The 26,876-nt window shown below is 67.5% G+C and carries 21 protein-coding genes; 10 read left to right on the forward strand and 11 right to left on the reverse strand.

Annotated elements, in window-relative coordinates; translation table 11 throughout:
• The first annotated feature begins 17 nt into the window (after positions 1-17).
• From AB0313_RS06230 to AB0313_RS06245, 4 genes are all read left to right on the forward strand, one after another.
• On the forward strand, positions 18-1,520 hold the full coding sequence (locus AB0313_RS06230; RefSeq protein ID WP_141941988.1) for a malate:quinone oxidoreductase: 1,503 nt from the start codon (positions 18-20) through the stop codon (positions 1,518-1,520).
• A gap of 71 nt (positions 1,521-1,591) precedes the next feature.
• The gene (locus AB0313_RS06235) at positions 1,592-4,816 is read left to right on the forward strand and encodes an efflux RND transporter permease subunit (protein ID WP_366304345.1); all 3,225 of its coding nucleotides are present in this window, start codon (positions 1,592-1,594) and stop codon (positions 4,814-4,816) included.
• Positions 4,817-5,008: 192 nt separating this feature from the next.
• A complete protein-coding gene (locus AB0313_RS06240; protein ID WP_141941992.1) occupies positions 5,009-6,118 on the forward strand; it encodes an LLM class flavin-dependent oxidoreductase in 1,110 nt (369 codons plus the stop codon).
• Positions 6,118-6,591, forward strand: a complete 474-nt coding sequence (locus AB0313_RS06245; RefSeq protein ID WP_141941994.1) for a MarR family transcriptional regulator — start codon at positions 6,118-6,120, stop codon at positions 6,589-6,591. The genes AB0313_RS06240 and AB0313_RS06245 overlap by 1 nt, the downstream gene beginning before the upstream one ends.
• Here the strand turns inward: AB0313_RS06245 and AB0313_RS06250 are convergent.
• Positions 6,588-7,394: a transglutaminase family protein gene (locus tag AB0313_RS06250; protein WP_366304348.1), complete on the reverse strand. Its 807-nt coding sequence runs from the start codon at positions 7,392-7,394 to the stop codon at positions 6,588-6,590. The genes AB0313_RS06245 and AB0313_RS06250 overlap by 4 nt on opposite strands.
• 71 nt (positions 7,395-7,465) lie before the next feature.
• A complete protein-coding gene (locus AB0313_RS06255) occupies positions 7,466-8,272 on the reverse strand; it encodes a hypothetical protein (RefSeq protein ID WP_141941998.1) in 807 nt (268 codons plus the stop codon).
• 171 nt (positions 8,273-8,443) lie between these two features.
• Here AB0313_RS06255 and AB0313_RS06260 point away from each other — a divergent pair, with 171 nt between their 5' ends.
• Together AB0313_RS06260 and AB0313_RS06265 are read left to right on the forward strand one after the other, a co-directional pair.
• A complete protein-coding gene (locus AB0313_RS06260; RefSeq protein WP_307308744.1) occupies positions 8,444-9,121 on the forward strand; it encodes a DUF1684 domain-containing protein in 678 nt (225 codons plus the stop codon).
• 25 nt (positions 9,122-9,146) lie between these two features.
• Complete coding sequence (locus AB0313_RS06265) at positions 9,147-9,635, forward strand: GtrA family protein (RefSeq protein ID WP_141942002.1); 489 nt, start codon at positions 9,147-9,149, stop codon at positions 9,633-9,635.
• A gap of 63 nt (positions 9,636-9,698) precedes the next feature.
• Here AB0313_RS06265 and AB0313_RS06270 read toward each other — a convergent pair whose 3' ends face one another.
• The 5 genes from AB0313_RS06270 to AB0313_RS06290 are packed head-to-tail and all read right to left on the reverse strand — an operon-like array spanning position 9,699 to position 15,470.
• Complete coding sequence (locus tag AB0313_RS06270) at positions 9,699-10,865, reverse strand: cysteine desulfurase family protein (RefSeq protein ID WP_366304351.1); 1,167 nt, start codon at positions 10,863-10,865, stop codon at positions 9,699-9,701.
• Between the two features lie 10 nt (positions 10,866-10,875).
• Positions 10,876-11,790 carry a carboxylating nicotinate-nucleotide diphosphorylase gene (gene nadC, locus AB0313_RS06275; RefSeq protein ID WP_366304353.1) on the reverse strand — a complete coding sequence of 305 codons (915 nt, stop codon included), beginning with the start codon at positions 11,788-11,790 and terminating at the stop codon, positions 10,876-10,878.
• A complete protein-coding gene (nadB, locus tag AB0313_RS06280) occupies positions 11,783-13,459 on the reverse strand; it encodes an L-aspartate oxidase (RefSeq protein ID WP_366304355.1) in 1,677 nt (558 codons plus the stop codon). Before nadB ends, nadC begins: the two co-directional genes overlap by 8 nt.
• Positions 13,459-14,763 carry a quinolinate synthase NadA gene (nadA, locus tag AB0313_RS06285; protein WP_366304357.1) on the reverse strand — a complete coding sequence of 435 codons (1,305 nt, stop codon included), beginning with the start codon at positions 14,761-14,763 and terminating at the stop codon, positions 13,459-13,461. The genes nadB and nadA overlap by 1 nt, the downstream gene beginning before the upstream one ends.
• A complete protein-coding gene (locus tag AB0313_RS06290) occupies positions 14,760-15,470 on the reverse strand; it encodes an NUDIX domain-containing protein (protein ID WP_366304359.1) in 711 nt (236 codons plus the stop codon). Before AB0313_RS06290 ends, nadA begins: the two co-directional genes overlap by 4 nt.
• A 290-nt stretch (positions 15,471-15,760) precedes the next feature.
• On the opposite strand from AB0313_RS06290, the gene AB0313_RS06295 reads away from it, so the two are divergent.
• The 3 genes from AB0313_RS06295 (at position 15,761) to AB0313_RS06305 (ending at position 18,790) form a co-directional block, all read left to right on the forward strand.
• Positions 15,761-17,155: an amino acid permease gene (locus tag AB0313_RS06295; protein ID WP_366304361.1), complete on the forward strand. Its 1,395-nt coding sequence runs from the start codon at positions 15,761-15,763 to the stop codon at positions 17,153-17,155.
• A gap of 79 nt (positions 17,156-17,234) precedes the next feature.
• Entirely contained in the window at positions 17,235-18,062 is an 828-nt protein-coding gene (locus tag AB0313_RS06300; protein ID WP_307308728.1) for an alpha/beta fold hydrolase, read from the forward strand.
• An 80-nt stretch (positions 18,063-18,142) separates the two neighbouring features.
• A complete protein-coding gene (locus AB0313_RS06305; RefSeq protein WP_141942016.1) occupies positions 18,143-18,790 on the forward strand; it encodes a phosphoribosyltransferase family protein in 648 nt (215 codons plus the stop codon).
• Positions 18,791-18,862: 72 nt separating this feature from the next.
• Here AB0313_RS06305 and AB0313_RS06310 read toward each other — a convergent pair whose 3' ends face one another.
• The gene (locus AB0313_RS06310; protein ID WP_366304364.1) at positions 18,863-20,197 is read right to left on the reverse strand and encodes an MFS transporter; all 1,335 of its coding nucleotides are present in this window, start codon (positions 20,195-20,197) and stop codon (positions 18,863-18,865) included.
• A 254-nt stretch (positions 20,198-20,451) separates the two neighbouring features.
• On the opposite strand from AB0313_RS06310, the gene AB0313_RS06315 reads away from it, so the two are divergent.
• Positions 20,452-21,186 carry an IclR family transcriptional regulator gene (locus AB0313_RS06315; protein ID WP_366304366.1) on the forward strand — a complete coding sequence of 245 codons (735 nt, stop codon included), beginning with the start codon at positions 20,452-20,454 and terminating at the stop codon, positions 21,184-21,186.
• A gap of 23 nt (positions 21,187-21,209) precedes the next feature.
• On the opposite strand, the gene AB0313_RS06320 is transcribed toward AB0313_RS06315, so the two are convergent.
• The 3 genes from AB0313_RS06320 to AB0313_RS06330 all read right to left on the reverse strand — a co-directional run bounded on the left by AB0313_RS06320 (position 21,210) and on the right by AB0313_RS06330 (position 26,847).
• Positions 21,210-22,478: an MFS transporter gene (locus tag AB0313_RS06320; protein WP_366304595.1), complete on the reverse strand. Its 1,269-nt coding sequence runs from the start codon at positions 22,476-22,478 to the stop codon at positions 21,210-21,212.
• Positions 22,479-22,633: 155 nt separating this feature from the next.
• Positions 22,634-25,672: an SMC family ATPase gene (locus AB0313_RS06325; RefSeq protein WP_366304368.1), complete on the reverse strand. Its 3,039-nt coding sequence runs from the start codon at positions 25,670-25,672 to the stop codon at positions 22,634-22,636.
• Positions 25,669-26,847, reverse strand: a complete 1,179-nt coding sequence (locus AB0313_RS06330; RefSeq protein WP_366304370.1) for an exonuclease SbcCD subunit D — start codon at positions 26,845-26,847, stop codon at positions 25,669-25,671. Before AB0313_RS06330 ends, AB0313_RS06325 begins: the two co-directional genes overlap by 4 nt.
• Positions 26,848-26,876 lie beyond the last annotated feature (29 nt).

Raw genomic sequence — 26,876 nt, forward strand, 5'->3', positions numbered from 1 at the left:
GCAATCGGAGACTGATCGTGACCTTCATTTCCAAGACCCCACACGCCGACGTTGTCCTGATAGGCGGCGGCATCATGAGCGCCACGCTGGGGGCATTCATCAAGCAGCTGGAGCCGGACTGGAGCATCTCCCTGTTCGAACGGCTGGACCAGCCCGGCCTCGAAAGCTCAGATCCCTGGAACAACGCGGGAACGGGCCACGCCGCGCTCTGCGAACTCAACTACTCTCCCGCAGCCAAAGACGGCTCGGTCAGCCCCGCCAAGGCACTGGTCATCAACGAGCAGTTCCAGCTTTCCCGGCAGTTCTGGTCCCACCTGGTGGACAACAACCTGATCGGCTCGCCCAAGGGCTTCATCAACACCGTTCCGCACATGAGCTTCGTGATCGGCGAGGACCACACCCGCTTCCTGAAGACCCGGTACGAGGCCCTGAAGCCGCACACCCTGTTCCGCAGCATGGAGTACTCCGAAGACCCCGCCCAGATCGCCAAGTGGGCGCCGCTGATCGTCAAGGGCCGTGATCCCAAACAGCGCATCGCCGCCACCCGTGCCGCCGAGGGCACCGACGTCGACTTCGGCGCACTCACCCGCGAGCTGACCACCTACATGGGGAACAACGGCGTCGAGATCAACTACGGCCACGACGTCACCGGCATCACCCGGGCCTCCGACGGCGGCTGGGACCTGACGCTGAAGCACCCCAGGTCCGGGGAACACGGCAAGATCCATGCCAAGTTTGTCTTTGTCGGTGCCGGCGGCGGTGCCCTGCACCTGCTGCAGGCTTCAGGAATCCCGGAAAGCAAGGGTTACGGCGGCTTCCCCGTTTCCGGCCAGTTCTTCCGCTGCACGGACGAGACCATCGCCGCCCAGCACAGCGCCAAGGTCTACGGGCAGGCGTCCGTGGGCGCTCCTCCCATGTCGGTCCCGCACCTGGACACCCGGTACGTCAACGGGAAGCGCTCGCTCCTGTTCGGCCCCTACGCGGGCTTCTCCACCAACTTCCTCAAGAACGGCTCCTACCTGGACCTGCCGCTGTCCATCCGCCCGGGCAACATCATCCCGATGCTGGCTGTGGCCAAGGACAACATGGACCTCACCGCCTACCTGGTCAAGGAAGTGGTCAAGAAGCACGACCAGAAGGTCGAGGCGTTGCGCGAGTACTACCCCGAGGCCAAGGGCGGGGACTGGGAACTCATCACCGCCGGCCAGCGTGTGCAGATCATCAAGAAAGACCCGCAAAAGGGCGGCATCCTTCAGTTCGGCACCGAAGTGATCGCCGGCCGTGACGGCTCCATCGGCGCGCTCCTGGGCGCCTCGCCCGGAGCCTCGACCGCTGTCCCCATCATGATCGAGCTGCTCCAGAAGACCTTCCCCAGGAACTTCAAGGGCTGGCAGTCAAAGCTCAAGGACATGATGCCCGGCTACGGGGTGAAGCTGGATGAGAATCCGGACCTCGCCGCGGAACTGGAACGGGCAACGGCCAAGTCCCTCCAGCTGGAGAGCGTTTCCGCCAGCCACTGACCCTGCCGGGGCCAGCGGCTGGCACCCCCCCAGGGCATGAACCAGTCACTAAGACCCCCAGGAGACCACCCATGTTCCGGCTGGCACACCTATCCCTGGCGAACCGGGCCCTGATCGCGCTGATCACCGTCTTCGCCTCGGTCTTCGGCGTGATCACCATGTCATCGCTGAAGCAGGAGCTCATTCCTTCCATTGAGTTCCCGCAGATCACGGTGCTCAGCTCCATGCCGGGTGCATCGCCCGAGGTGGTGGACAAGCAGGTCAGCGGTCCGCTCGAGAAGGCGTTGAACGGCGTGGAGGGGCTGGAATCCACCTCCTCCACGTCGCGCACCGGTGTTTCGCAGATCACCATGGTGTTCACCTATGGTTCCAACCTGGACCGGGCCCGGAACCAGATCGACCGGGCCATCTCCAACGCCAAGCGGACCCTCCCGAGCGACGTGCAGCCGCAGGCCATTGCGGGAAGCATCAGTGACTTCCCCATCGTCTTCCTGGCCGTATCCTCGGACAAGCCGCTGAGCGAACTGAACGCCGACCTCCAGCGCCTCACCGTGCCCAGGCTCCAGAAGATCGACGGTGTCCGCAGTGCCGATGTCACCGGCGGCGCTTCGCAGCACATCGAAATCCTGCCCAGGGCCGACGCCATGGCGGCCGCAGGCACCAGCCTCACAGCCATACGTGATGCCCTGTCCAACAACGGTGCGCTGGTTCCGGCCGGCACACTCCAGGACCAGGGAAAGACCCTCTCGCTGCAGATCGGCAGTCCGGTGGATTCCCTCGACGCCATCAAGGCCCTTCCCCTGGCCGGGGCGAAGAATGCCGCCACCATCGGGGCGGTTGCCGACGTCTCGCTCAAGGACGACGAACGCACCTCCATCACCCGCACCAACGGGGCGGAGACCTTGGCAGTTTCCGTCACCAAGAAACCCGAGGGCGACACCGTGGCGATCTCGCACGCCGTGCGGGACTCCCTGCAGGACCTCCAGGCAGAGCTGGGCTCGAACGCGAAGTTCACGCCGGTCTTCGACCAGGCGCCGTTTATCGAGAAGTCCATCAGGGACCTCACCACGGAAGGCCTCCTGGGGCTGGGGTTTGCAGTCGCGGTCATCCTGCTCTTCCTGATGTCCGCCCGTTCCACTCTGGTCACCGCCGTGTCCATCCCGCTGTCTCTGCTCATCACTTTCATCGGACTGTCGGGCACCGGCTACTCGCTGAACATCCTCACGCTCGGCGCGCTCACCATAGCGATCGGGCGCGTGGTGGACGACTCCATCGTGGTCATCGAAAACATCAAGCGGCACCTGAGCTACGGCGAGGAGAAGTCGACGGCGATCCTCACCGCGATCAGGGAAGTGGCCGGCGCCATCACGGCTTCCACCCTGACCACGGTGGCCGTGTTCCTGCCGATTGCCTTCGTCGGCGACCTGGCCGGAGAACTGTTCCGGCCGTTTGCCCTGACCGTCACCATGGCGCTGCTGGCATCGCTGCTGGTGTCCCTTACCATCGTCCCGGTGCTGGCCTACTGGTTCCTCAGAAACCCCAAGGGCGCCCCGGGAGGAGGTCCCGCCGAGGCCCGGCGGCTCGCCACCGAGGCCAAAGCGAAAGCACACGACGCCGAACAGCGCAGCCGCCTGCAGCGCGGCTACCTCCCCATCCTCCGGTCTACCCAGAAACACCCGGTCATCACCCTGGTGGCCGCCGTCCTGGTGCTCGGTGCCACCGGCGCCATGACACCGCTGCTGGCAACCAACCTGCTGGGCGATTCAGGACAGAACAGCCTGACCGTGCGCCAGGTCCTGCCCGCGGGGACCAGCCTGGCTGACACCAGCGCCGCTGCCATCCGCCTCGAGGAGGTCCTGCGCGGCATCGACGGCATCAAGGACGTCCAGGTGACGTCGGGCAATGCGCAGGCCGGCTTCGCCGCGCTGACCTCCACCGGATCCTCAAACTCCACCTTCACCGTTGTCACGGACGAAAAGGCCAACCAGGAACGGCTCCAGGACACTGTCCGGTCCGAGCTCGCCAAGGTCCCCGATTCCGGCAAAATCTCAGTGGGCACCCAGCAGGGCGGCTTCGGCACCTCCTCTACCGTGGATATCACGCTGAAGGCTGCCACCAGCGGCGACCTGCAGACTGCCAGCGACACCATGGTTGCCGCCATGACCGGCGTTCCCGGCACCAGCGAGGTGGCCAGCAACCTGGCCGCCAGCAACCCCGTGGTCCAGGTCAAGGTGGACCGGGCCAAGGCCACGGCTGCCGGACTGAACGAGGAGCAGGTGGCGGGTGTCCTGGCTTCCACCATCAGCCCCATCCCCGCCGGGACGGTCCGCATCGACACCAACGATTACCCCGTCAGGATTGGCCAGGGCACCAAGTTCACCAGCATCGACGCCGTCCGGAACATCCCGCTGCCCGCCGGCGGAAGGCCGGTGACGCTGGGAAGCATCGCCTCCGTGGAGCAGGTGGACGTCCCCGTCTCCATCACCGCCAGCAACGGTGAGCGCACCGCGAAGGTGTCCATCACGCCGTCGGGCTCCAACCTGGGCGCCGTCAACAGCGAGGTCCAAAAGCGCCTGGCTGATGTCCACCTCCCGGCCGGGGTCACCGCTGAAATCGGCGGCGCCACCACCCAGCAGGCAAATTCCTTCCGGCAGTTGGGCCTCGCCCTGCTGGCGGCCATCGCCATCGTCTACGTGATCATGGTGGCCACCTTCAAGTCCCTCATCCAGCCGCTGATCCTGCTGGTCTCTGTTCCATTCGCGGCCACCGGCGCCGTGGCCCTGCTCCTGGTCACCGGAGTTCCGTTAGGCCTGCCGTCCCTGATCGGCATGCTCATGCTGGTGGGCATCGTGGTGACCAACGCCATTGTGCTGATCGACCTGATCAACCAGTACCGGCAACCGCGTGACGGCCGCACGGGAATGAACGTCGCTGATGCCATCACCAACGGTGCCCGGCAGCGCCTCCGCCCCATCCTGATGACGGCACTCGCCACGGTCTTTGCCCTGACCCCCATGGCGCTGGGCCTCACGGGCGGCGGCGGCTTCATCTCGCAGCCGCTCGCCGTTGTCGTCATAGGCGGCCTGGTGTCTTCCACCGCGCTGACCCTGATCCTGGTGCCGGTGCTGTACCGGCTGGTGGAGGGCCGCCGCGAGAAGAAGGCGCTGCTGAAGGACCTGCAGATCCGGCCCGCAGCCGGCCCGGGGCCGGACGTCGATGCCGGGTTCAGGGACTGGACCACCGGCCAGGTCCCCAAGCTCAGCGGCCGGCGCGCCGCACCTGGCGGCGCAGAGTAACAACGTCCCTTCTTTTGATGCCCGTACCGTTCAGCAGTGCGGGCATCAGCTGTTCCAGGCGCACCTGCCTGCAGCCCCCCGCCGGGAATAATCCACGTGCGGGCGCGTTGGAGAAGGCAATAGATGCAAATGCATCTAAATTGGTTTACACTTAAACCAAGCCAGCAAGTCCAGCAACGGAAGGGCAACATCATGCAAATCGGTGTTTTCAGCGTCAGCGACATCACCACCGACCCCACGACGGGCCGCACCCCTACCGAGCACGAACGCATCAAGGCGTCCGTTGCCATCGCCAAAAAGGTCGAGGAAATCGGTATGGATGTCTATGCACTGGGCGAGCACCACAACCGCCCCTTCTTCTCCTCCTCCCCCACAACCACCCTGGCCTACATCGCAGCACAGACTGAACGGATCATCCTGTCCACGGCCACCACGCTGATCACCACCAATGACCCGGTGAAGATCGCCGAGGACTTCGCCATGCTCCAGCACCTGGCGGACGGACGCGTGGACCTGGTCCTGGGCCGCGGCAACACGGCACCGGTGTACCCCTGGTTCGGCAAGAACATCCAGGACGGCGTGGAGCTGGCCATCGAGAACTACAGCCTCCTGCGCAAGCTCTGGGACGAGGACACCGTGAACTGGTCCGGCAAGTTCCGCACGCCCCTCCAGAACTTCACGTCAACACCCAGGCCGCTGGACGGCGTGGCACCCTTCGTGTGGCACGGCTCCATCCGCACTCCTCAGATCGCCGAGGTGGCCGCCTATTTTGGTGACGGTTTCTTTGCCAACAACATCTTCTGGCCCAAGGAGCACTACCAGCAGCTGATCGGCCTCTACCGCGAACGCTACGAGCACTACGGCCACGGCAAGGCCGACCAGGCCATCGTTGGCCTTGGCGGCCAGTTCTTCATGCGGAAGAACTCGCAGGACGCGGTCAAGGAGTTCCGGCCCTATTTCGACAACGCACCCGTCTACGGCCACGGACCGTCCCTGGAGGATTTCACCTCGCAGACTCCGCTGACGGTGGGCAGTCCGCAGGAAGTCATCGAAAAGACGCTGACGTTCCGCGAGTACTTCGGTGACTACCAGCGCCAGCTGTTCCTGATCGACCACGCCGGCCTGCCGCTGAAGACGGTGCTGGAGCAGCTGGACCTGTTCGGTGAGGAAGTGCTGCCGGTGCTGCGCAGGGAGTACGCTGCCCTCAAGCCCGCGCACGTGCCGGAACCGCCCACCCACGAGGGCCGCGTGGCTGCCCTGCTGGCCTCGCAGGACGCCGATACAGCCACAACGGAGGCGTGATGGCTGCAGGAGGATCGGAATCGCCGGTGCGGCTGGCGGCTGAAACCTGGGAATCCCTGTTCCGGGCCCAGGTGGCCGTGATGCGGAAGCTTCAGTCCGGGCCGGCGTTCCGGAAACTGGCACTGAACGAATACGACGTCCTGTTCACGCTGTCCCGCTGCCCCTCCGGCTGGCTGCGGCTCAACGAGCTCAACGACAACGTCCTGTTGAGCCAGTCCAGCCTCAGCAGGCTGGTTGAGCGGCTCGAGAAGCGCGGGCTGGTGGCCCGGATGACGGCACCGGAGGACGGCCGCGGCGTGCTGCTCAAGCTCACGGACGAAGGGCGGGAGCTGCAGAAGGAGATCGGCCGCGAGCACGTCCGCGACATTTCGGCACTGGTGGGGCCCGCCCTGACTCCTGCCGAGCAGAAGGAACTGATGCGGCTCACCGACAAGCTGCGGAACTCGCTGGGCCCCCTGCCCCGGAAGCGCTAGCCCAGCTGGACGAGCCGGGAGGCATCCTCGGCAGGCAGCTCGCCGTTGACCACGGCATTGACCCGCAGCTGGTTCAGCACCAGGCTTCCGCCCACGGTGGAGAGGAAGGCCGTGTCCGAAGAGTCCCGGCCGGCAGTGATGCGCAGCATCGACTCCCGCGGGGCCAGGCCCGTGGGGTCGATGACGTGCCACGCGCCCTCCACGTAGGCCTCGGCCACCGCGTGGAAGTCCATGGGGCTCAGGCCGGGGGCGTAGACAGCGGCAAGGCGTGTGGGGATGTCCTTGGAGCGGAGCAGGGCGATGGCCAGGTGCGCGAAGTCGCGGCAGACGCCGCGCCTGCTGAGGAGGGTTTCCACCGCACCGTCCGTGCCCCGTGAGGAACCGCTGACGTACCGGAGTTCACCGTTCACCCAGTTGCGCACAGCGTGCACCAGGTCCGCGCCCTGGACCCCCTCGAATTCTGCGTAGGACGTGGGCAGCAGCCGGTCGGATTCGGCGTACCGGCTGGGCCGCACATAGCGGATCCGTTCGGCGAGGCTGGCGTCTTCGGGGACGCCGCGCCCGCACACCGTGGCGGAGTATTCCACGATGACGTCCGTCGGCTCTGCAAACTCCATGTAGTGGAACCGGCCGCCATGGTGGTCCGGGACCTCCGTCAGCGGAACGTGCGCCCCGGCGGCGGTAACGGACAGGGATTCGTCAAAGGATGAGTAGCCGCTGTTCCTGGCCACCGCGATGGCCATGGCCACCTTGGTGTTGGCGATGGTCCTGAAGGCCAGGCGTGCGGAAACAGAGCGTTCCATGTCTCTCCGGGGGTGTTGGGGGCGGAAGGCCGGCGGCGCGCCCCCGGCACGTGGTGGGTGCGGGGGCGGGACTAGTTTTTGACCTTCAGCGACATTAGCATTCGCTGCACGTTGGCGAAGTCAGCGCTTTCGTTCACGTACTGGGCGGCCTGGCCAAGGGTGTCAAAGGCCTTTGCCGGTGCCACCTTCTCATCTGGGGCGAAGGCCTTCAGGACCACCACATCTCCAAACGAGTAGTCGCCCTTGCCGGCCGGACCCCGCACCACGTTGCGCAGCCCGCATGCCTTCCCGTCCGTTCCGCCCACCAGGTTGGTGATGCCGTAGGAACCGAAGTAGCGGTAGCCCTGGATGACGCGGTAGACCATCCTCGGCGGAATGGTCCCGTCCCCGCCCTGCGCCGGAGTGTCGAACGGCACGCTGCTGATCACGGTGTACGGGCGCTGGTCCGCTTCAGGGCAGTCGGCGGACGACGGCGGGAGTCCCGTCCGCAGTGCGGCCATGAAGGTTCCGTCGGGCTTCTTGACCTCCACCTTCAGTCCGCCGGGCAGGACACCGTCCTCAGGGGCCACCGACTGGGCGATCCAGTCCGAGGGCAGGTCGAAGCTGACAGTTTTCGCGGGGTCGGTGAAGGTCTTCCAGGAGGCAGCCGTTGCCGCGCCCTGGGGTGCCGTGGATGTTGCGGACGCCGACGCCGGGATGCCGCCGGTTGCCGACGCCCCGTCCGTTGATGTCGACCCGGGCGATGCTGTTCCTGATGGTCCCTGCAGCGCAGTCCACCCCGGGCCGGCGGCCGGCGTTCCGGAGCATCCCGCGAGCAAAACCGCGGCGGCCACCAAGGATACGCCGGAAAGAAGGGTCGATGCCGCCTTGCCTGTCATGGGAGCCAGCCTAGCGGCGCCAGGTCCCCGGGACGGGCCGTCGGGGCGGGTGTTTCGCGCTCCCCCGGGACCGCCGCTGCGCCCGCCGGCATACTCCCCATGGCGCGGGCACCTGCCGGGCGTGTCGCCGTCGGACGCTGAGGCCCCCGGCCTGGGACTAGGGTGGAGGGTATGGCGGAAGAGCAGCACGGCGCAGCCGAAGACGATCCCACAGAGAACTCCGCCCTCAACATCTCCGCTGTGGACATCGCCGACTGGCGTTTGAGGACCTTCGCGCTCTACGACAACGTCCGCAGGATCTCCGCCGACAGCCCCTCGGAAGCACACTCGTACTGGCGGCACCAGCGCGACCTGATGTTCGCCACCCACCCCGCGTCTGCACTGACCGCTGCGGACAAGGCCCGCTTTTCCGGGCTGAAGACCGCCGACTACGATCCCATCTACCGGTTCCACGTACCCCTGACGTACGAGGGCGCCGGCCGGGAGATGAGCGTGGACACGGGGACCGACGGTGTGGTCCATTTTGTCCGGCTGGGCACATTCGACCTGCCGGAAATGGGCCAGCTGGCGGTGTGGAAAATCCATGGGTACGGCGGCGGCATCTTTGTCCCGTTCCGCGACGCAACGGCCGGCCAGGCCGGTGGCAGCTACGGGGCCGGCCGCTACCTGCTGGACACCATTAAGGGCGCGTTCCACGGGGTCAGCGGCAGCGGGCAAGACGCCACTTTCGTCCTCGACTTCAACTTCGCCTACAACCCTTCCTGCGCCTACAACGAGGCATGGGCCTGCCCCCTGCCCGGTCCATCCAACCGGCTGGCCGTGGACATTCCCGTGGGTGAGCTCTACTGATGACGGCCGTACCCGGTAACGCGGCGTGACTGAGGGCGCGTCCGCACCTGCCGTGCAGGAGACCGCCACCCGGCGCTTTCCAGCCACCCGGCATTACCGAGGGGTCCTCCGATTTCCAGTCATCCGCCAGCTGATCCGTTTCTCCGGTGTGGGCGTCATCTGCACCGCGGCGTCCCTGGGGATCTATGCGCTGCTGCGGCCCTGGCTCGGCGCCCAGCTGGCCAACGCAGTGGCGCTGATCCTCACGTCGCTGCTGAACACGGCCCTGAACCGGCGGCTGACCTTCAAGATCGCCGGCAACCAGCGCCGAACCCGCGACCACCTCAACGGGCTGGTGGTGATCGGCGTGGCACTGGTGATCACCGGCAGCAGCCTCGGCGTACTCCACTGGTTCAACCCTGATGCCACCGTGGGGGACGAACTGGTGGCCACCACGCTGTCCGGCTTCCTGGCCACCGCCGTCCGCTTCAGCATGCTGCGGCACTGGATCTTCCGCCGCGCCCGGCACCGCTAAGGTTCCGCCCCGCCAAGGTTCCGCGCCGCCAAGGTTCCGCCCCGCCAGGTTGTGTCCGAAACGTCAGCGGCCGTGGCCTGCGCCGAGGTTTTTGACGCCGGCCACGGCCGCCTGCACGGCTGCCGCTGCTGCGTCCAGATCCTCCTGCGTCACGGCGGCGTCGAAACTGAACCGCACGGCCGTCTGGGCCACCTCGGCGGAAATCCCCAGTGCCGTGAGCACGGGCGACGGCGCGTCGGACCCCGCGGCGCAGGCCGAGCCACTGGAGCACACCACACCCCGGCGTTCGAGTTCCAGCAGAACGGACTCTCCGCTGGTGCCCGGAAAGCAGAACGAGGCCACGGAGGGCAGCCGATGGATTGGGTGGCCGGTCAGGACGGCGTCCGGCACTCCAGCGAGGACCTGGTGGATGAAACCGTCCCGCAGGGCGGCCACCCGGTCCTGCTGCTCCGCCTGTCCGTCCCTGGCCATGGTGAGGGCAGTGGCAAGGCCCACGGCACCGGCCACGTTTTCCGTTCCCGACCGGCGGCCACGTTCCTGGCCCCCGCCGTGGATGACAGGCTCCAGCCGGGTGCGGCTCCGCACGAACAGCAGGCCGCAGCCTTTGGGCGCACCGAGTTTGTGTCCGGAGATGCTCATGGCGTCCACGCCCAGCTCGCGGGTATCGAGCGGCAGCCAGCCGGCCGCCTGGACGGCGTCCGTATGGAACGGGATGCCCTGGGCGTGGGCCAGTTCCGCCAGGGCGGCGATGGGCTGGACCGTGCCCACCTCGTTATTGGCGTACATGATGCTCACCAGCGCGGTTTCCGGTCGCAGCACGCCGGCCAGGGCAGCGGGCGTGACCAGGCCCGCTGCGTCGACCGGGACCACGTCCACGGTGAAGCCGTGGAAGCGTTCGAGGTAACGCGCGGATTCCTCCACGGCGGGGTGTTCGACGGCGCTGATCACCACCCGGTCCAGCTGAGGGTTTGCAGCCTGCCGGGCCAGGGCGATGCCTTTCACCGCCAGGTTGTCCGCTTCCGTTCCTCCTGACGTGAACACAATCTCGCCCTGCCGGCAGCCGAGGGCCCCCGCCACCGCCGACCGTGCCCCGGCCAGCGCCGACGCAGCGGACTCGCCGAGGGTGTGGTGGCTGGAGGGGTTTCCGAATCCGCCGGTCAGGTAAGGCCACATGGCGTCGAGCACTTCGCGGCGGACCGGGGTGGTGGCGGCGGCGTCCAGGAAAATCATCGCATCCCCGCTACGCGGTCAGTTCGACGTCGAGGCCCAGGTCCAGGGCGGCCACGGTGTGCGTGAGCGCCCCCACGGAGACCACGTCCACGCCGGTGGCGGCAATGGCAGCGACGGTGTCAAGGTTCACGTTGCCGCTGGCCTCCACGCGGGCGCGGCCTGCCACGAGGGCCACGCCTGCCTTGAGTTCCGGCACCGTGAAGTTGTCCAGCATGATGCTGTCCACCCCGGCGGCCAGCACGGGTTCGATCTGGTCCATGCGGTCCACTTCCACTTCAAAATGGGTGGTGTGGCCCAGCTGCGCCTTTGCGGCCAGCAGGAGCGCGGTAAGTTTTGCCGGGTCCCCGCCGGTCATCACGGCCAGGTGGTTGTCCTTGGCCAGTACGGCGTCGGAGAGGCTGTACCGGTGGTTGGCGCCGCCGCCGCACCGCACCGCGAAGCGTTCCAGGATGCGCAGCCCGGGGGTGGTTTTGCGGGTGTCGGTGATGCGGGCACCGGTCTCCCCGGCCAGCCGCACGAATTCGGCGGTCTTCGTGGCGATGGCGGACATCCGCTGGACCAGATTGAGCGCCACGCGTTCGGCCATCAGCACCGAGCGGGCGGCGCCGCTGACCCGTGCGAGGTGGGTGCCGGCGTCGAACGTTTCACCGTCCGCCAGGAGCAGCTCCACCTGTGTGCCCGCGTCCACCAGCTGCATGGCGTCACGGAACACGGTGGCGCCGCTGAGGACGCCGGGGACGCGGGCGTTGAGGACCGCGGTGGCGCGGGCATGCGCAGGGATGAGCAGCTGCGAGGTGATGTCGCCGGCAGGTGCGTCCTCGGCGAAGGCCCGTTCCAAAATTTCCCTGACCGGAGCCGGGGGAAGGGTGAGGTCCAGAACCGGGCGCAGGGCCTGTGCCTGGTGGATCACGGCGGGTTCAGTCATGGAGCAGGCTCGCTTTCGGGCGAAGGGAAGGGAGATTGTCAGTTTCGGCCGGTTCGTCACTGCGGTAATGCGCCCCCAGTGATTCACCGCGTTTCAGGGCAGCGGCAACCAGCAGGTGCGCGGCCAACAGGAGGTTCCGGTCCTCGTGCGCCAGAGGGTCAGCGGAGGCATCAACGGCATCAGGACGGACGACGCCGGCCCACCGGTCAAGCGTGGCAGCTGCCCCAAGCAGCAACTCCCCGGAGCGCAGCACCCCGGCATGCGAGGTCATAAGGCGGCGAAGGGCGTCGCGGGAAAACGGCTCCCCCGCCCCTTCTCCCCTATCCACGCTGGTCGGCCAACTCTCGCCCGGTGCCCCTGAGCGGTCCGCCGCGCCTTCTAAAGCAGCAGGGGCGCCTTCTGGCGACCCCCAAGTGGGAGTACCGGAGAGGAAGGATTCAACAGCGCGGCGGCCAAAGACGAGCCCTTCGAGGAGGGAGTTGCTGGCCAGCCGGTTTGCCCCTTGGACGCCCGTGCACGCCACTTCGCCGGCGGCGTAGAGGCCGGGGACGGTGGTGCGGGCGGAAAGGTCGGTGCGTACCCCGCCCATCCAGTAGTGGGCGGCAGGGGCGACGGGGACCAGTTGGCGGGTCCAGTCGATGCCGGCGTCGAGGGTTTTGCGGGTGAGGGTGGGGAAGCGCTGTTGGAGGAAGCCTGCTCCCCTCTCCTGTTCAATGCCGCGGGCGTCGAGGTAGACGTGGCCGGTGGGGTCTCCGAGTTTGGCAAGGTGGAGGGCGATGCTGCGTGAGACGACGTCGCGGGGTGCCAGTTCGGCGTCGGGGTGGTAGGCCTTCATGAAGCGCCGGCCACCGGAGTCGAGCAGAACGGCCCCCTCGCCCCGGACGGCTTCGGAGATCAGCAGCGGCCCGTTCAGTCCGGTGGGGCGCGGCGTTGCGGAGCTGACCAGGCAGGTGGGATGGAACTGGAAGAATTCCAGGTCTGCCGTGGCTGCTCCGGCGCGGACGGCGAGCGCCAGCCCGTCGGCGGTGGCGACGGCCGGGTTGGTGGTTTGGGCGAACAGTTGGCCTGCTCCCCCTGTGGCGAGCAGGACGGCGTCCGCGTCGAGGCTGGCGTGCCGGCCGTCCCGGAGGTACTCGACTCCTGTCACGCGCCCTGCCCTGGCCACAAGCCCGGTGGCGTGGGCCTGGGTGAGGAGGGTGAGTTTTCCTTCGTCCTGTCGCGACAGGACGGCCTGGATGAGCGCGGCGGCGACGCGCGCGCCGGTGGCGTCCCCTCCTGCGTGCAGGATCCGCGGGGCGCTGTGGGCTGCTTCAAGTCCAAGGGCCGGGCCGCCGTCGTTCGTTGCGTCGCTGTGTTCCGTGTCGAAGGCGACCCCATAGCGCTGGAGGCCTGCGATATCCTGCCGTGCCTCCGCGCACATCAACCGGACCGCAGCCTCGTTGCAGTGGCCCGCACCCGCCCGGAGGGTGTCGGCGATGTGCGCCGCCACGGTGTCTCCTGGCGCGGGTTCGGCCAGCACGGCGGAGATGCCGCCCTGGGCGTACCAGGTGTTGCTGTGGTCCAGCGCGCCCTTGGTCAGGAGCACCACGTCCGTGCCGGCATCGGCAGCGAGCAGCGCCGCGTACAGCCCGGCAATGCCACTGCCGACGACGGCGAGGCGGCCTGTCATCACGGCCTCGCGGCGAGCATGCGCTCGAGCGCAGTCCTGGCGTTGGCCTGCACGGCATCGTCCACGGTGATGCGGTTAACGACGCGGCCGGCCACCAGTTCCTCAAGCACCCAGGCGAGGTAGCCGGGGTGGATGCGGTACATGGTGGAGCAGGGGCAGATGACCGGGTCCAGGCAGAAAATGGTGTGCTGCGGGTACTCGGCGGCGAGCCTGTTCACCATGTTGATCTCGGTGCCGATGGCGAAGGTCGTCGGCTCGGTGGCTGCCGCGATGGCCTTCTTGATGAAGTCCGTGGAGCCGGCGGTGTCCGCGGCGTCCACCACCTCCATGGGGCACTCGGGGTGCACGATGACCTGGACGCCCGGGAAGTCCGCCCGGGCCTTCTCGATCTGTGCCACGTTGAAGCGCTTGTGCACCGAGCAGAAGCCGTGCCAGAGGATGACGCGGGAGTCCAGGAGTTCCTGTTCGTCATTGCCGCCAAGGTCCTTGCGCGGGTTCCACATGGGCATCTGCTCCAGCGGGACGCCCATGGCCTTGGCAGTGTTGCGGCCCAGGTGCTGGTCCGGGAAGAACAGGACCCGCTGGGCCCGCTGGAAGGCCCACTCCAGGACGGTCTTTGCGTTCGAGGAGGTGCAGACGATGCCGCCGTGTTCGCCGCAGAACGCCTTCAGGGCTGCGGAGGAGTTCATGTAAGTGACAGGGATGACCGGGACACGGCCCTCGGCGTCGGGCTCGGTGCCGAAGATCTCCGCCAGCTGCTCCCAGCACTCTTCAACGGAGTCCGCGTCCGCCATGTCGGCCATGGAGCATCCGGCGGCCAGGTTGGGGAGGATGACGGCCTGCTCCGGGGTGGAGAGGATGTCCGCAGTCTCGGCCATGAAGTGGACGCCGCAGAAGATGATGGCCTCCGCCTCGGGGCGGGTGAGCGCGGCGTTGGCGAGCTGGAAGGAGTCACCCACGAAGTCGGCGTACTGGACCACCTCGTCGCGCTGGTAGAAGTGGCCCAGGATGACGGCCCGGTCACCCAAGGTGGCCTTGGCGGCCTTGATCCGTTCCGCGAGCTCGGCGTCGCTGGCCAGCTTGTATTCCTCGGGCAGCTGGCCCTGGCGTGGCGTGGTGGCCGGTGCGCGGTCTGCGCTGGAGGCTCCCGGGCCGTAGGCGGGAACGCCTGCGAGCGCCTCGGCCAGGTCATAGTCCCAGGGGCCCTTGGCCAGCGCGGGGCTGCAGGTGCTGCGTTCGGCGGCTGCGCCCTTTTCGGCCTGCTCGCGCGTGATCAGCTGGATTGCCGTGTTGACGCTGCTCATGGTGTGCTCCTGTTGTCTGGGTCAAGGCCTGGCCGGCCGGTGTAGCGGTAGAGGCGTGGCGGGCGGTGTTTGCCGCCCTGGAGGTATTCGCCGGTTTCTTCGATTTCCGGGGTGGATTTGAGCTGGCGGCGGAAGTTGGCTGGATCCAGCTGGCGGTCCAGGACCGCTTCATAGACTTCGCGGACCTGGGCCAGCGTGAAGTACTCCCCCAGCAGGTGGTAGGCCACCGACCCGTAGGCCAGCTTGTTGCGCAGGCGCCACAGGGCGTAGTCCACGATCGCGTTGTGGTCGAAGGCCAGGTCCCCCAGGCGGTCCGCACGGAACCACCTGACGTTTTCGGACTCGTCCGCGAGCGCTGCCTCCGTGGGCTGGACCAGGGCCCAGTAGACGATGGAGACCACGCGCTGGGTGGGTGAACGGTGCAGGCCACCGAAGGCGTAGAGCTGTTCGAGGTAGCGCGGCGCGAGTCCGGTGGTCTCCTGCAGGTTCCTTGCCGCCGCGTCCTGGAGGGATTCGTCGTGGCTGAGCGGGCCGCCCGGCAAGGCCCATAGCCCCCTGAAGGGTTCCCGGATGCGGCGCACCAGGGGAAGCCACAGGGTGGGACGGCCCGAGGTTTCGCTGGGCCGGAGCGCGAAGATCACCGTGGAGATGGCCAACGACGGCGGTGCAGCCTGCCGCTCGGAAACGTTCGCCGAAGTGTAGTACATCCGCTTCACCGCCCTTCCGTCCCCATCGACCGCCCCGTGGACTCTTTTCCTAGTTATGGTCATCCTGACCAAAACTAATTCTACGGCCAGACGCGGTGGAAAGGGAAATGTTTCTGCACGTTTTGCCTGCCTCACCGGGGCCGGCGGGCGGCTGCCCCCTGGCCGGTGCCAATGGCGGCTGCCGCCTGGTTTCCGGGCCGCTCACCCGAGGCGGTAAATTCAATAAGTCCCACAAGGACCCCCGGACGCCACACGCCGGACCCGACCAGCCCCAGAAGGTGCATTCGCCCATGACGATGAAGTCTGCCCACACCCCCTCCACCGCCGTGAAAAAGGCCACCGCCGGCCACAGCATGAAGCCGCGCCAGCTGACCATGATGGGGCTCGGCAGTGCCATCGGCGCAGGCTTGTTCCTGGGTTCGGGTGCCGGCGTCCAGGCAGCCGGGCCGGCAGTCCTGGTTTCCTACCTGGTGGCTGGAACGTTGATCATCCTGGTGATGTGGGCCCTGGGCGAGATGGCAGCCTCGAACCCCACCAGCGGAGCGTTTTCGGTCTACGCGGAACGGGCCCTGGGCCGCACGGCGGGCGCCACGATCGGGTGGCTGTGGTGGCTGCAGCTGGTGGTGGTCATCGCGGCAGAGGCACTGGGCGCCGCGGGGCTGCTGTTCTCCGTCTGGCCGGTGGTCCCGGTCTGGGCACTGGCACTGCTGTTCATGGTGGTGTTCACCGGCATCAACCTGGCCGGAGTACGGAACTTCGGCGAATTCGAGTTCTGGTTCGCCATCCTCAAAGTTGCCGTCATCATCCTGTTCCTCGCGGTCGGCGCCGCCCTGCTCCTCGGCCTGCTGCCCGGCGTCGTCTCCCCGGGAACGGCAAACCTGACCGGCAACTTTGCGCCCCAGGGCCTGGGCGGCGTTGCCGCGGCACTGTTCGTGGTGATATTCGCGTTCGGCGGGACGGAAATCGTCTCGGTGGCCGCGGCAGAAACCGAGGACCCGGAACGCAGCGTGGGCAAAGCCATCCGGACAGTTGTATGGCGCATCCTGGTGTTCTACATCGGCTCCGTCTTCGTCATCGCCGCCGTCCTTCCCGCCACCTCCAAGAGCCTTGCCTCTCCCTTCGCCGGCGTCCTGGACGCTGCCAGAATCCCGGGTGCCTCAACCGCCATCACCCTGGTGGCCGTCGTCGCCCTCCTCTCGGCGCTGAACGCCAACCTCTACGGCGCCTCCCGCATGGTGTACTCGCTGGCCCAGCGCGGAGAGGCACCGCGGGTCCTGACCCGCCTCAACGGTGCCGGGGTGCCGCTCCTTGCCGTGACCGTATCGGTGGCCTTCGGCTTCATCGCCACGGTCCTGGAACTGCTGCTCCCGGAACGGATCCTGCCCGCCCTGTTCCAGCTGGTGGGATCCACCTGCCTGGTGGTCTGGGGCAGCGCCCTCGTATCCCAGCTGATCCTGCGGCGGCGCGCCGACCGGGACGGCCTCCCGCTCCCCCTGCGGATGAAGGGCTTCCCCGGACTGACCATCCTGGGCCTGGTCCTGCTGGGGCTCATCTTCGCCGTCGGCTTCAGTGCGGAGGCAAGCCGGGTCCAGCTCTTCAGCACCTTCACCCTGATCGCCGGCATCGCCCTGGCATGTGCCGCGGGCGCCCGCGTGACCGGCCGGAAGCGGGCCGCCAACAGGTAGAGTGGTGCGTACCTTCACGGAATACGCACCGACGCGCCGGGCCCGCCCAGGCGCCGTACCTGATTGGGGAACTGACACCATGAGCGGCAGGCACACCGGACAGCAGCATGCGCACACTGTGGAAGGCACTGACCCGCAGATGTACGTGGCAGTCCACGAACCCGCGGCTGACGCAGGCCTCCGGGCGGTCCTGCTGCTGCACGGCTTTTCCTCCTCGTCAAAGCTCAACTGGGAGGACACCGGCTGGGTCTCGGCCCTGCTCGACGCCGGCCGACGGGTGATCACGGTGGACCTGCCGGGCCACGGCCGCAGTGGGGCGCCCGAGGATATGGATTCCTACTCCCCCAGCAGGATCCGGGCGGACCTGCTGCAGGCAGCGTTCGACGCCGGCGTACGGCCTTTGCAGGACGGCGATCCTTCCAGCGGACTGGACGTGGTGGGCTATTCCCTGGGATCCCGGCTCGCCTGGGAATTCGCGGCAACCCAGCCGGAACTGGTGCACCGGCTGGTGCTGGGCGGACCCAACGATTCGGACCCGCTCGCCAATTTCGACCTCAGGGCCGCCCAGGACTACCTGGCGGACGGCACGCCGATCAGCGACGAATCCACCGCCCAGCTCCTCAAGATGGCGCTGCTGTTGCCCAGCAACAACATCTTTGCGCTGCTGTCCCTCGTGGAAGCCATCAAGGCCGAGCCCTATGACCCCGCCGAGGCAGTCCCCCACGTTCCGATGCTGCTGGTGGCGGGAGACAAGGACGAACGGGCCGGAACACTGCCCCGGCTGGCAGAGCTGGCCCGGGGGGCAGGTTCCATGGCCGAACAATTGATCCTGCCGGGCAGGAACCACACCAACGCCATCACCAGCAGGGCCTTCAAGCAGGCCGCCATTTCGTTCCTGGCTGCCTAGGGAGCCAGGCCTGCGGCGGAAGCCGGCAGCAGCACGGCCGGCGTTACGCTGGGGGCAGGCGGCAGCGCCGGGAGGGACTTATGGGTACGCGTTTTGAAGACCGCACGGAGGCCGGCCAGCGCCTCGCCGGGGCGCTTGCCCGGTTTCGGGAACAACCGGACACCGTGGTCCTGGGCCTGGCGCGGGGAGGCATCCCCGTCGCGGCGGCTGCAGCATCTGTGCTCCGCCTTCCCCTCGGCGCCGTTTTGGTCCGGAAGCTGGGGATACCCGGGCACGAAGAAACCGCTTTTGGGGCCCTGGCCCTGGCCCGCGGGCGCATCGTCCGGCTGATCAACAAACCCCTGCTGGAACGGGTGCTGCAGCACGGCGTGCGGCAGGACTTGATGGATGACGTTGAAGAGCGTGAGCGCGCCGAGCTGCTTCGCCGGGCGCAGCTGTACCCGGGAACCGGCATGGATGTGGCGGGCAAGACTGTTGTCCTCATGGATGACGGGCTGGCTACCGGAGCCACCATGCGCGCCGCCGTCGAGGCCATGCGTGCAGAAGGCGCCACTGCCGTGCTCGCCGCGGCTCCCGTTGGGTCCGTGGATGCCCAGGCTTCCCTTGAGCGGGTGTGCGACGCAGTGGTCTGCCTTCATCTCCCGGGCAAGTTCAGGGCGGTGGGGAGCTATTACCGGCATTTCGGACAGCTGGGCGACGATGAGGCGGTCAGGCTGCTCGAGCCCTGACCGCCCCGCACGTACGGCAGGCCCGGACCATGCGGTCCGGGCCTGCCGTCTCTGACGATGGGTCCGGTGGGGTCAGTGGTGGCTGCTGACGCCCAGTGGGCGCCCCCTGGTCTCCTTGGCCAGCACCACGCCCACGGCGGAGATGACGCAGAGGATCATGATGTAGATACCGATCGAACCGGTCCACTTGGTGGACTGCAGCAGCGATTCGGCGATAGTGGCCGCGAACGCGCCGCCCAGGATGGCACCAAAGGCGTACCCGATCGAGATACCGGAGTACCTGACGTTGGCGGGGAACATCTCGGCGTACATGGCCGACATGGGGCCGTAGGAGAGGCCCAGGCCGACGGTCAGCACGAACAGGGCGACGCCGTACAGCACGATGTCCTTGGTGTCGATCAGCGCGAACATGGGGATCATCCAGGCGAAGACGATGGCGTACCCGGTCAGGAAGGTTTTGACCCGGCCGATGCGGTCGGACAGCCAGCCGCCCACCAGGGTGAAGATCAGCCAGCCAAACGACGCGAGCGTGGTGGCAAGCAGGATCTGCGGGGTGGGCATCTTCAGGGTCTTGGTGGCGTAGGAAATGAAGAACGCGATCAGCAGGTAACCCGCTGCGTTGTTGCCGATGAAGATCAGGGTGGAGTACAGGACGGGCAACTTGTGGCTCCGGACCAGCTCACCCAGGGGCGCCTTGCTTTCCTTCTTCCGCAGTGCCATCTCCTGGAACACCGGGCTCTCGGATACAGCGCGGCGAATGAGGTAGCCCACCACGATCAGGACGATGGAGAGCAGGAACGGCACGCGCCAGCCCCACGCCGCGAAGTCGTCTTTGGACATGCCGGTGTTCAGGAAGAACAGCAGGCCGGTGGCGAGGATCATGCCTACCGGCACACCGATCTGCGGGTAGGCGCCGAACAGGCCGCGCCGGTTGACCGGCGCATGCTCCACGGCCATGAGGGCGGCGCCGCCCCACTCGCCGCCGGCCGAGAAGCCCTGGATAACGCGCAGCAGGATGAGCAGCACAGGCGCCCACGCACCGATTTGGGCATAGGTGGGAAGCACGCCGATCAGGGCCGTGGCGGCGCCCATCATGACAAGGGTGAAGACCAGCATGGCTTTCCGGCCCAGGCGGTCACCCAGGTGTCCGGCGATAACGGCGCCGAGCGGGCGGAACAGGAAGCTGATGCCGATCAGGGCAAAAGAGAGGATTTGGGCCAGGCCCGGGTTGGACTCGTTCAGCGGAGCCAGGAACAGCGGTGACAGCAGCGTTGCCGTCAGCTGGGCAAAGATGAAGAAGTCATACCATTCGATAGTGGTGCCGACGAGGGTGCCGGCAAGAACCTTGCGCTCCTCACGCCGGCTGCTGGGACCAGCGGGGGTATCCACCTTGGAAGGTGTGGTCATTGAAACTCCATTGTTTATAGGGCAGCAATGCCACCCGGGACGCCTTCAGAATTACCGACAGAACGGTCAGTTAGTTGGTAGGGTACTACGGATCTGTGATGCAAGACACGAACGTGGGGGATCTGCGCGACCACAGGGCCGCCGGACGTCAGTTCTATATTAGAACTGTCAGTTCGTATAGAGGACAATACCGTTTCCCGGATGCTGAGACAAGGGTCACGGCGTTGTCCGCCTTGCCGCCTAGGATGGACATCATGACTCCTCCAGCAGCCACAGCGCGCACCGGAGCGTCGCCCCAGGCTTCGCCGTCCCAAACCCTCTCGCGCGGCATCCGCGCCCTCGAGATCCTGGCTGCCGCCCCCGGCCCGCTGACCATCGCCGAGCTCGCCGATGCCATGGGTGTCCACCGGTCAGTGGCATACCGGATCCTGCGCACGCTGGAGGACCATTCCCTCCTGGTGCGTGACGATGCCGGACGGGTCCAGCCGGGGCCGGGGCTGGCGGTCCTGGCCCGGGGTGTGTCGCGGAACCTGCAAAGTGCAGCGCTTCCGGAGCTCACCCAACTGGCAAACTCCCTGGACATGACGGCGTTCGTGGCGGTGTGGGACCACCATGACTGCATCACGTTGGTCACGGTTGAACCCAGGCATTCGGGGGCCTCCGTGGCCCAGCGGCCCGGAACGCGCCACCCGATCAACGCCGGCGCGCCCGGCATCGCCATCCAGTCCGCCCTCACGGAAGTGGAATGGGACCGGCTGGAGACGGGCATCCCTTACCGCCCGGAGGCATCCGAAGCGCGCAGGAAGGGTTACTCGGCCAGCCACGACGAAGTCATCGCCGGGGTCTCGTCACTGGCGGCCCCGGTCCGGGTTCCCGGCGGCCGCCCGGCTGCGCTCGCCGTCGTCTACATCCGCTCCACCCAGGATCCGGAGGCCCTAGGGGCAGCCCTTGCCGAAAGCGCGGCCAGGATCGAGAGCCAGCTGGCGTAGCAGCGTACGGTTCGGCCTCCTGGTCAGGCCCTTCTGCGAAGCACGACGGCGGCTGCCGCACCGAGCAGCGACAGCGCCACCGCCGCGCAGAACGGGACAAGGAACGCGGCCTGGTACCCGTCCAGCTGCGCCAACTGTCCCCCAACAGAGGAACCAACAGCTGTTCCGGCCACGATGCCGCTGGCCAGCGCGGTCATGACAGTGCCCAGCCTTCCGGCCGGAGCCACCCTGCCGCCCACCGCGAAAACGGTAACCATGACCGGGCCCACAGGCAGTCCCAGGACCAGCAGGACCAGCGCCATCATCGGCAGTGAAGACGGCACCGGCAACAGGAGTGCCAGGGCTGCCATCAGGAGTGCACACAGCACCCAGCGCAGGGACAAACCGGCGCGCCGGGGCCAGTATGCCACCGATAATGCCGCGACCGCGGAGCTGAGGCCCATGACGGCATACAGCAGCCCGGCAATTTCCGTACCCGCCAGGCCTGCCGAGAAGGCGCTAAGCGCAGCCTGGGTGGACCCAAAAAATGTTCCCATGCAGACCATGGCAAAGACAGGCAGGGCCACCGCCCACGGCAGCCGGGCAGGGCTGCCGGCACCCTTGCCTCCGGGTTTTCTGGAACCGGCGGCAGGCACGGCCCGATGGGTGGGATGGAAGGCGAAGGCGGGTACCAGTGTGATGGTCATGGCCGCCGCGAGGGCCAACGGGAGCCAGGGCGACACGAGGCTGGCAAGGATTCCCACCAGCGCAGGCCCGAGGACGAACGTGACTTCATCCGCGGTGCTCTCATAGGACAGTGCCGTGTCCAGGTCGCGGGCCGAGACAGACGTCGCCGCACTGCCTTCTGCGTTGGCGGTCAGGGCCATCCACCTGACCCGGGCCAAGGGACCTACTTGTGGACAGGTTGCACCCGAAGCGAAGGCAATGGCCAGGACAGCAATCGAAAACGCTCCTGACGCCGCGGCCGCGCTGGCGATGAGGACAAGGGCCAGGACTGCCATGGTGTTGAGCAGCGCTGCCACCACGAGCACGGGCCGCTGGCCGCGCTTGTCGGCCAGCGATCCCAGTACCGGAGCTCCCAGCGCGGAGCCGATGCCCACCGCGCCCGCTGCGGTCCCGCCGGCGGCAAAAGACCCGCTCACGGAGGTGACCAGGGTCAGTGTGCCGACTGTCAGCATGGCGAGCGGGAGCCGCGCGAAGAGACCCAGCGGGATAAAGCTTCGGCCCGCGAGCTGTGGAAGGCGTGAAAAGCGCCCCGGCACGCCCGGCGTGCCGGAAGGAACCTCGAGGATGGTGTTGTCTTGGCCTGCGGTGGCCGAAGCAGTGCCGGCGGGGGTGGTTGAAGGCGGGTTCTGTGGTGTCACTTCCGGGCTCGTTCAGTCGCTGCGCATCGTCCCTCCTCCCGATGCGCGCAACCCGGTAACGCGGTCAAGTATATCGGCCCGGGTCAGACGGCGGCGTCCAGGCTTTCGGAGATCCTCAGCGTGGAGCCGTTGCGGCCTTTGAGTACTTGTAGCTGGGTGCCGATCCGCTGCTTCATCTCTGCGACGTGGCTCACCAGCCCCACTACCCTGCCGCCGTCGCGCAGCCCTTCCAGGGCGTCCATGACCTGCTCCAGCGATTGCTCGTCCAGGCTGCCAAAGCCCTCGTCGACGAACAGCGTCTCGATTTCCACTCCGCCGGCCTCCTGCTGGACTACGTCCGCCAGCCCCAATGCGAGCGAGAGTGAAGCCATGAAGGATTCTCCGCCGGACAAGGTTGAGGTGTCCCTGCGGAACCCCGTCCACTGGTCCACCACTTCCAGTCCCAGCCCTGACTTCGCACCCCGGGCCGCCTTTGCGTCGGTGTGCTGAAGCAGGTACCGCCCGTCACTCATGGCCACCAGGCGTTCGGACGCGGCGAGGGCCACCTGTTCCAGGCGGCCGGCCAGGACGTAGCTGTTCAGGCTCATGCGGTAGGTGTTCTCGCCGCGGCCGGCTGCGGCATCAGCCAGCCCGGCGAGCATTTGCGCCCGCTCCGCCGGCCCGCGGGACGAGCTGGCCAATGCGCCGTACTCAGCCGCGATGGACTGCAGCGATGCAAGGCAGCGGGCGGCCAGCCCTGCGGCCAGGTCCGCCTCCCGTGCCTTGTTCCGGGCAGCCGCCGCCCCTGCATGCAATCCAGCAAGCCGTTCTTCGTCCATCTGGAAGCCCTCCGCGGCTTCGGCCAGCGCCAGCACGATGTCTTCGGATTCGAACAACCCGGCCACGCGCGCGGCTTCGTCCTGTGCTGCGCGGATGGCCGCGTCCAGGGCCGCTGCCTCGCTGGAAGCCAGGAGTTGCCCGCGGACTTCGTCGGCGGTGGCGAAGCCGGCCTCCGGCAGCGCGCGTTCCAGGTGCCCGCGGGCTTCGTCCTCCTGCAGGCGGGCAGCGTCCAGGCGTGCCTGTGCTTCCACGGCCTTATCCAGGACCGCTACAGCGTCCTCGAGTGACCGCAGCCGGCGGTCCAGGCTCCGATGGTCGCCACGCAGTCCAGCGAGTCCCTTGTCCAGTGCCGCCGCCTGTCCGGCAAGGTCGGCAAGGGAGGCCGCGGTCCGGGACAGCTCTGCCTCCGCCTCTGAGACATTGCTCCGGGCTTCGGCGATGGCGGCATCCAGGGTCTCCAGCCGTTGGCGCCGGCCCTGGAGCTCCCTGGCGGCCTGCTCGGCGTCGAGTGCTGCAGCATCCGCGCTGTCCGCGGCGGCGCGGGCATCATCTTCCGGGGTGTTCCCGCCCTGGCTCGCGAGGACCGCCACGGCCTGCCCGGCTTCGGCAAGTTCAGCGGCGACCAGGGCGTGTGCAGCTTCGGCAGCCTCATAGGCAGCGTGGGCTTCTTCTTCCTTCTGTGCCAGCCCCGGACCACCGGTGCCTTGGTCTGCGGGAGCGGGGTGCTGGCCGCTCCCGCAGACGGGGCAGGGATCGCCCGCAACCAGCTTGGCGGCCAGCTCAGCTGCGGCATTGGCCAGCCGGTCCTCCCTCAGGTCGAGCCAGTGGCGCTTGGCCTCCAGCAGGTTGTCCCGCGAGTCTTCATGGCGCACCTTGACGCGGTCCCGGACTGTGACTGCGGTCCTGTGGCGCTGGACCACGTCGAGCAATTCTGCGGCTGCGGCAGCTTCCTTGCGACGCAACGCGGCCTCGGCCGAGCGGGCCTCCAGGTGGTCCAGGCCATCCACCAGCTGTTCGCGTTCCGATGCCAGCTGCGTTGCCTGGAAGGCCAGCGCGTCCAGAGCCTGCTGAAGTTCTTCCTGCCTGCCGGAGAGCAGCCGGTGCCGGTTCCGGAGGTCCTGGAGCCTCTCTTCGTCCGGAATGCGTGCCTCGACGACGGCCAGGAGCGAGCGAAGGCGCCCCAGTTCCTCCGCAGGCCCGGGGGCGTTTCCTTCCAGGCTGAGCTGGGCCAGCTCACCCTCATCCCCGGCGGCCAGCCGGAGCAGCGTCATGGCAGACCCGGCGGCAGCTGCTGAGCTCCGCACCTTGGCCGCAGCAGCGTCCACAGCCTGAAGCTGGCCCTGAAGGACCTCGGCCTGCCGGTGCCGGGCCAGCGTGGCCAACAGTTCATCCTGGCGCGCAGCCCCTTCCTTGACTGCCCGCTGCCGGGCGGTGGCGGCGTGGAGTTTCCGGTGCCGCTCCTGCCGGCCGGCTTCGAGCTCCACCTCAGTGCGCCGCTCCCGGCTGGCGGCTTCAGCAGCGGCTGCGTGTTCGGTGAGGTCAGCCAGCCGCGCGGCAACAGACTCCTGCAGCCACTCAAGGCGCCGCGGGATGTCGCCGGGCGGCGGGGCAGAGTCGCCTGGGAGTTCCAGGGGTGCCGCTTCGGTTTCTGCCCGCGACGCGAGGAGTTCGAGTTGCGCGGACAGGGCCGCAACGTCCTCCCTGGCAGCGGCGGCCTCCCGCGAGAGTTCCTGTTCCAGTGCTTCAAACCGCTGGGTGCCAAAGAGCTTCTGCAGCAGGTCCAGCCGGTCGGCAGCCTTGGACCGAAGGAAGGCTGCGAAATCACCCTGCGGCAGCATCACCACGCGCGTGAACTGTTCGCGGTCCATGCCCAGCAGGGCCATGATTTCGGCACCCGCCTCGTCATTGCGGGCAGACTTCTCCACCCAGGATCCGCCCACGCGCTCCCGCAGCAACGTTTTGGCCTGCTGGAGGGTGAAGCCTTTCTTCCCCCTTGCACTGGGCTTCTCCCAGGCCGGGGAGCGCGTCACCTCGAAGCGGCGGCCCTGCGCCGAGAACTCGCATATCACGGCCGGCTCCTGCCCCGGGTCCGCGTGGTCGCTGCGCAGCCGCTTGCCGTCCTGCCTTGCTCCGGGAACAGAGCCGTACAGGGCGAAGCAGATGGCATCCAGCACGCTGGTTTTGCCGGCACCGGTGGGTCCATTCAGCAGGAACAGGCCATGGGCGCTGAGGCGGTCAAAGTCGATGCCCTCGCTTCCGGCGAAGGGCCCGAAGCCGGAGATCCGCAGATGGTGGATCCTCACCGTGATCCCTCCAGGAGCCTGACGTTTTCCAGCGCTGCAGCGAGCGCAGTCTTTTCCGCCGGGTCCGCATCCCGTCCCCGGACGTGTTCCAGGAAGCCGCAGCAGACGGCAAGGTCGTCCGGAGCGCCCGCAAGCCTGCTGCTGTAGCTGGACTGCGTGGTGGCGGGCACGCCCTGGGGATCGAATGCGAGTACAAGGGTATCCGGAAACCTGGTCCGGAGCCGTTCCATGGCCCGCTCAGGACGCTGCGCGTCCGTAAGAGTGATGTGGCAATAGGCAGCTTCAGCCCAGGCGTGACCGGGGTCAGCCAGGAGGTCCTCCAGGGAGCCGCGAAGAACGGCCAGGGTACGCGGGGCCTCCCAGAGGACCTCACTGACCGAAGTGACTCCCTCCGGACCGATGTCCACAACCCAGGCGCCCTTCCGGTGGGCGGACTCGGAAAAGGAATAGGCCAGTGGTGATCCCGAGTACCTCACGGACTCCGACAACTGCTGCCGCCCGTGCAGGTGGCCCAGCGCCGTGTAGCTGAAGCCATCGAACAGATCCAGCGGCACGGCCCCCACACCGCCGATACTCAGGTCCCGCTCGCTGTCCGAACTGATGCCTCCGCTGGCAAAGGTGTGCGCCAGGACCACGGAGTGGACGGCTGCGGACCCCGCCCGCCGCGCAATGTCCTCCCGGATCAGGCCGGTGGCCGCACGGGTGACCTCAAAATGGCTGGCTGATTCCGTCCCCAGCTGTTCAGCCACGAGCCTCGGCTCCAGCCACGGAATACCGTAAAGCGCCAGCACGGCGTCCGTTCCGTCGGAGTCAGTTCCGAGCGGCAGCAGAAGCGGTTTGTCCAGGTCCTCGAGCCGGGTGCGCAGGTGCACTCCCCCGCGCTCCAGCAACCGGGACGCAAATCCGAGCCTGATGGCGGAGTCGTGGTTTCCGCTGGTGAGGACCACTTTTGCCCCCGCAGCAGTGAGCCTGACAAGCGCGTCATCAAGGAGGTGGACAACGTCCACGCCGGGCAGCGCGCGGTCGTAGACGTCACCGGCGATCAGGACAACGTCGATGCCGTCCCGCTCAACCGCTGCCACCAGCTGGTCAATGAAAGCACGCTGGGCGTCCAGCATGCCGACGCCGTGAAAGGAACGGCCCAGGTGCCAGTCGGAGGTGTGAAGTAACCGCATATCCCTAAGCTATCGGCAGGCACTGACAC

It is taken from the genome of Pseudarthrobacter sp. NPDC080039 (assembly GCF_040702335.1).
Lineage (GTDB): Bacteria > Actinomycetota > Actinomycetes > Actinomycetales > Micrococcaceae > Arthrobacter > Arthrobacter enclensis_A.

Coding starts and splice junctions, on each gene's coding strand:
- nadC (WP_366304353.1), bottom strand. CDS start 11,790: ATGACTGAACCCGCCGTGATCCACCAGGCACAGGCCCTGCGCCCGGTT.
- AB0313_RS06235 (WP_366304345.1), top strand. CDS start 1,592: ATGTTCCGGCTGGCACACCTATCCCTGGCGAACCGGGCCCTGATCGCG.
- AB0313_RS06290 (WP_366304359.1), bottom strand. CDS start 15,470: ATGTACTACACTTCGGCGAACGTTTCCGAGCGGCAGGCTGCACCGCCG.
- AB0313_RS06305 (WP_141942016.1), top strand. CDS start 18,143: ATGGGTACGCGTTTTGAAGACCGCACGGAGGCCGGCCAGCGCCTCGCC.
- AB0313_RS06315 (WP_366304366.1), top strand. CDS start 20,452: ATGACTCCTCCAGCAGCCACAGCGCGCACCGGAGCGTCGCCCCAGGCT.
- AB0313_RS06255 (WP_141941998.1), bottom strand. CDS start 8,272: ATGACAGGCAAGGCGGCATCGACCCTTCTTTCCGGCGTATCCTTGGTG.
- nadA (WP_366304357.1), bottom strand. CDS start 14,763: ATGAGCAGCGTCAACACGGCAATCCAGCTGATCACGCGCGAGCAGGCC.
- AB0313_RS06300 (WP_307308728.1), top strand. CDS start 17,235: ATGAGCGGCAGGCACACCGGACAGCAGCATGCGCACACTGTGGAAGGC.
- nadB (WP_366304355.1), bottom strand. CDS start 13,459: ATGACAGGCCGCCTCGCCGTCGTCGGCAGTGGCATTGCCGGGCTGTAC.
- AB0313_RS06260 (WP_307308744.1), top strand. CDS start 8,444: ATGGCGGAAGAGCAGCACGGCGCAGCCGAAGACGATCCCACAGAGAAC.
- AB0313_RS06295 (WP_366304361.1), top strand. CDS start 15,761: ATGACGATGAAGTCTGCCCACACCCCCTCCACCGCCGTGAAAAAGGCC.
- AB0313_RS06270 (WP_366304351.1), bottom strand. CDS start 10,865: ATGATTTTCCTGGACGCCGCCGCCACCACCCCGGTCCGCCGCGAAGTG.
- AB0313_RS06250 (WP_366304348.1), bottom strand. CDS start 7,394: ATGGAACGCTCTGTTTCCGCACGCCTGGCCTTCAGGACCATCGCCAAC.
- AB0313_RS06240 (WP_141941992.1), top strand. CDS start 5,009: ATGCAAATCGGTGTTTTCAGCGTCAGCGACATCACCACCGACCCCACG.
- AB0313_RS06245 (WP_141941994.1), top strand. CDS start 6,118: ATGGCTGCAGGAGGATCGGAATCGCCGGTGCGGCTGGCGGCTGAAACC.
- AB0313_RS06310 (WP_366304364.1), bottom strand. CDS start 20,197: ATGACCACACCTTCCAAGGTGGATACCCCCGCTGGTCCCAGCAGCCGG.
- AB0313_RS06330 (WP_366304370.1), bottom strand. CDS start 26,847: ATGCGGTTACTTCACACCTCCGACTGGCACCTGGGCCGTTCCTTTCAC.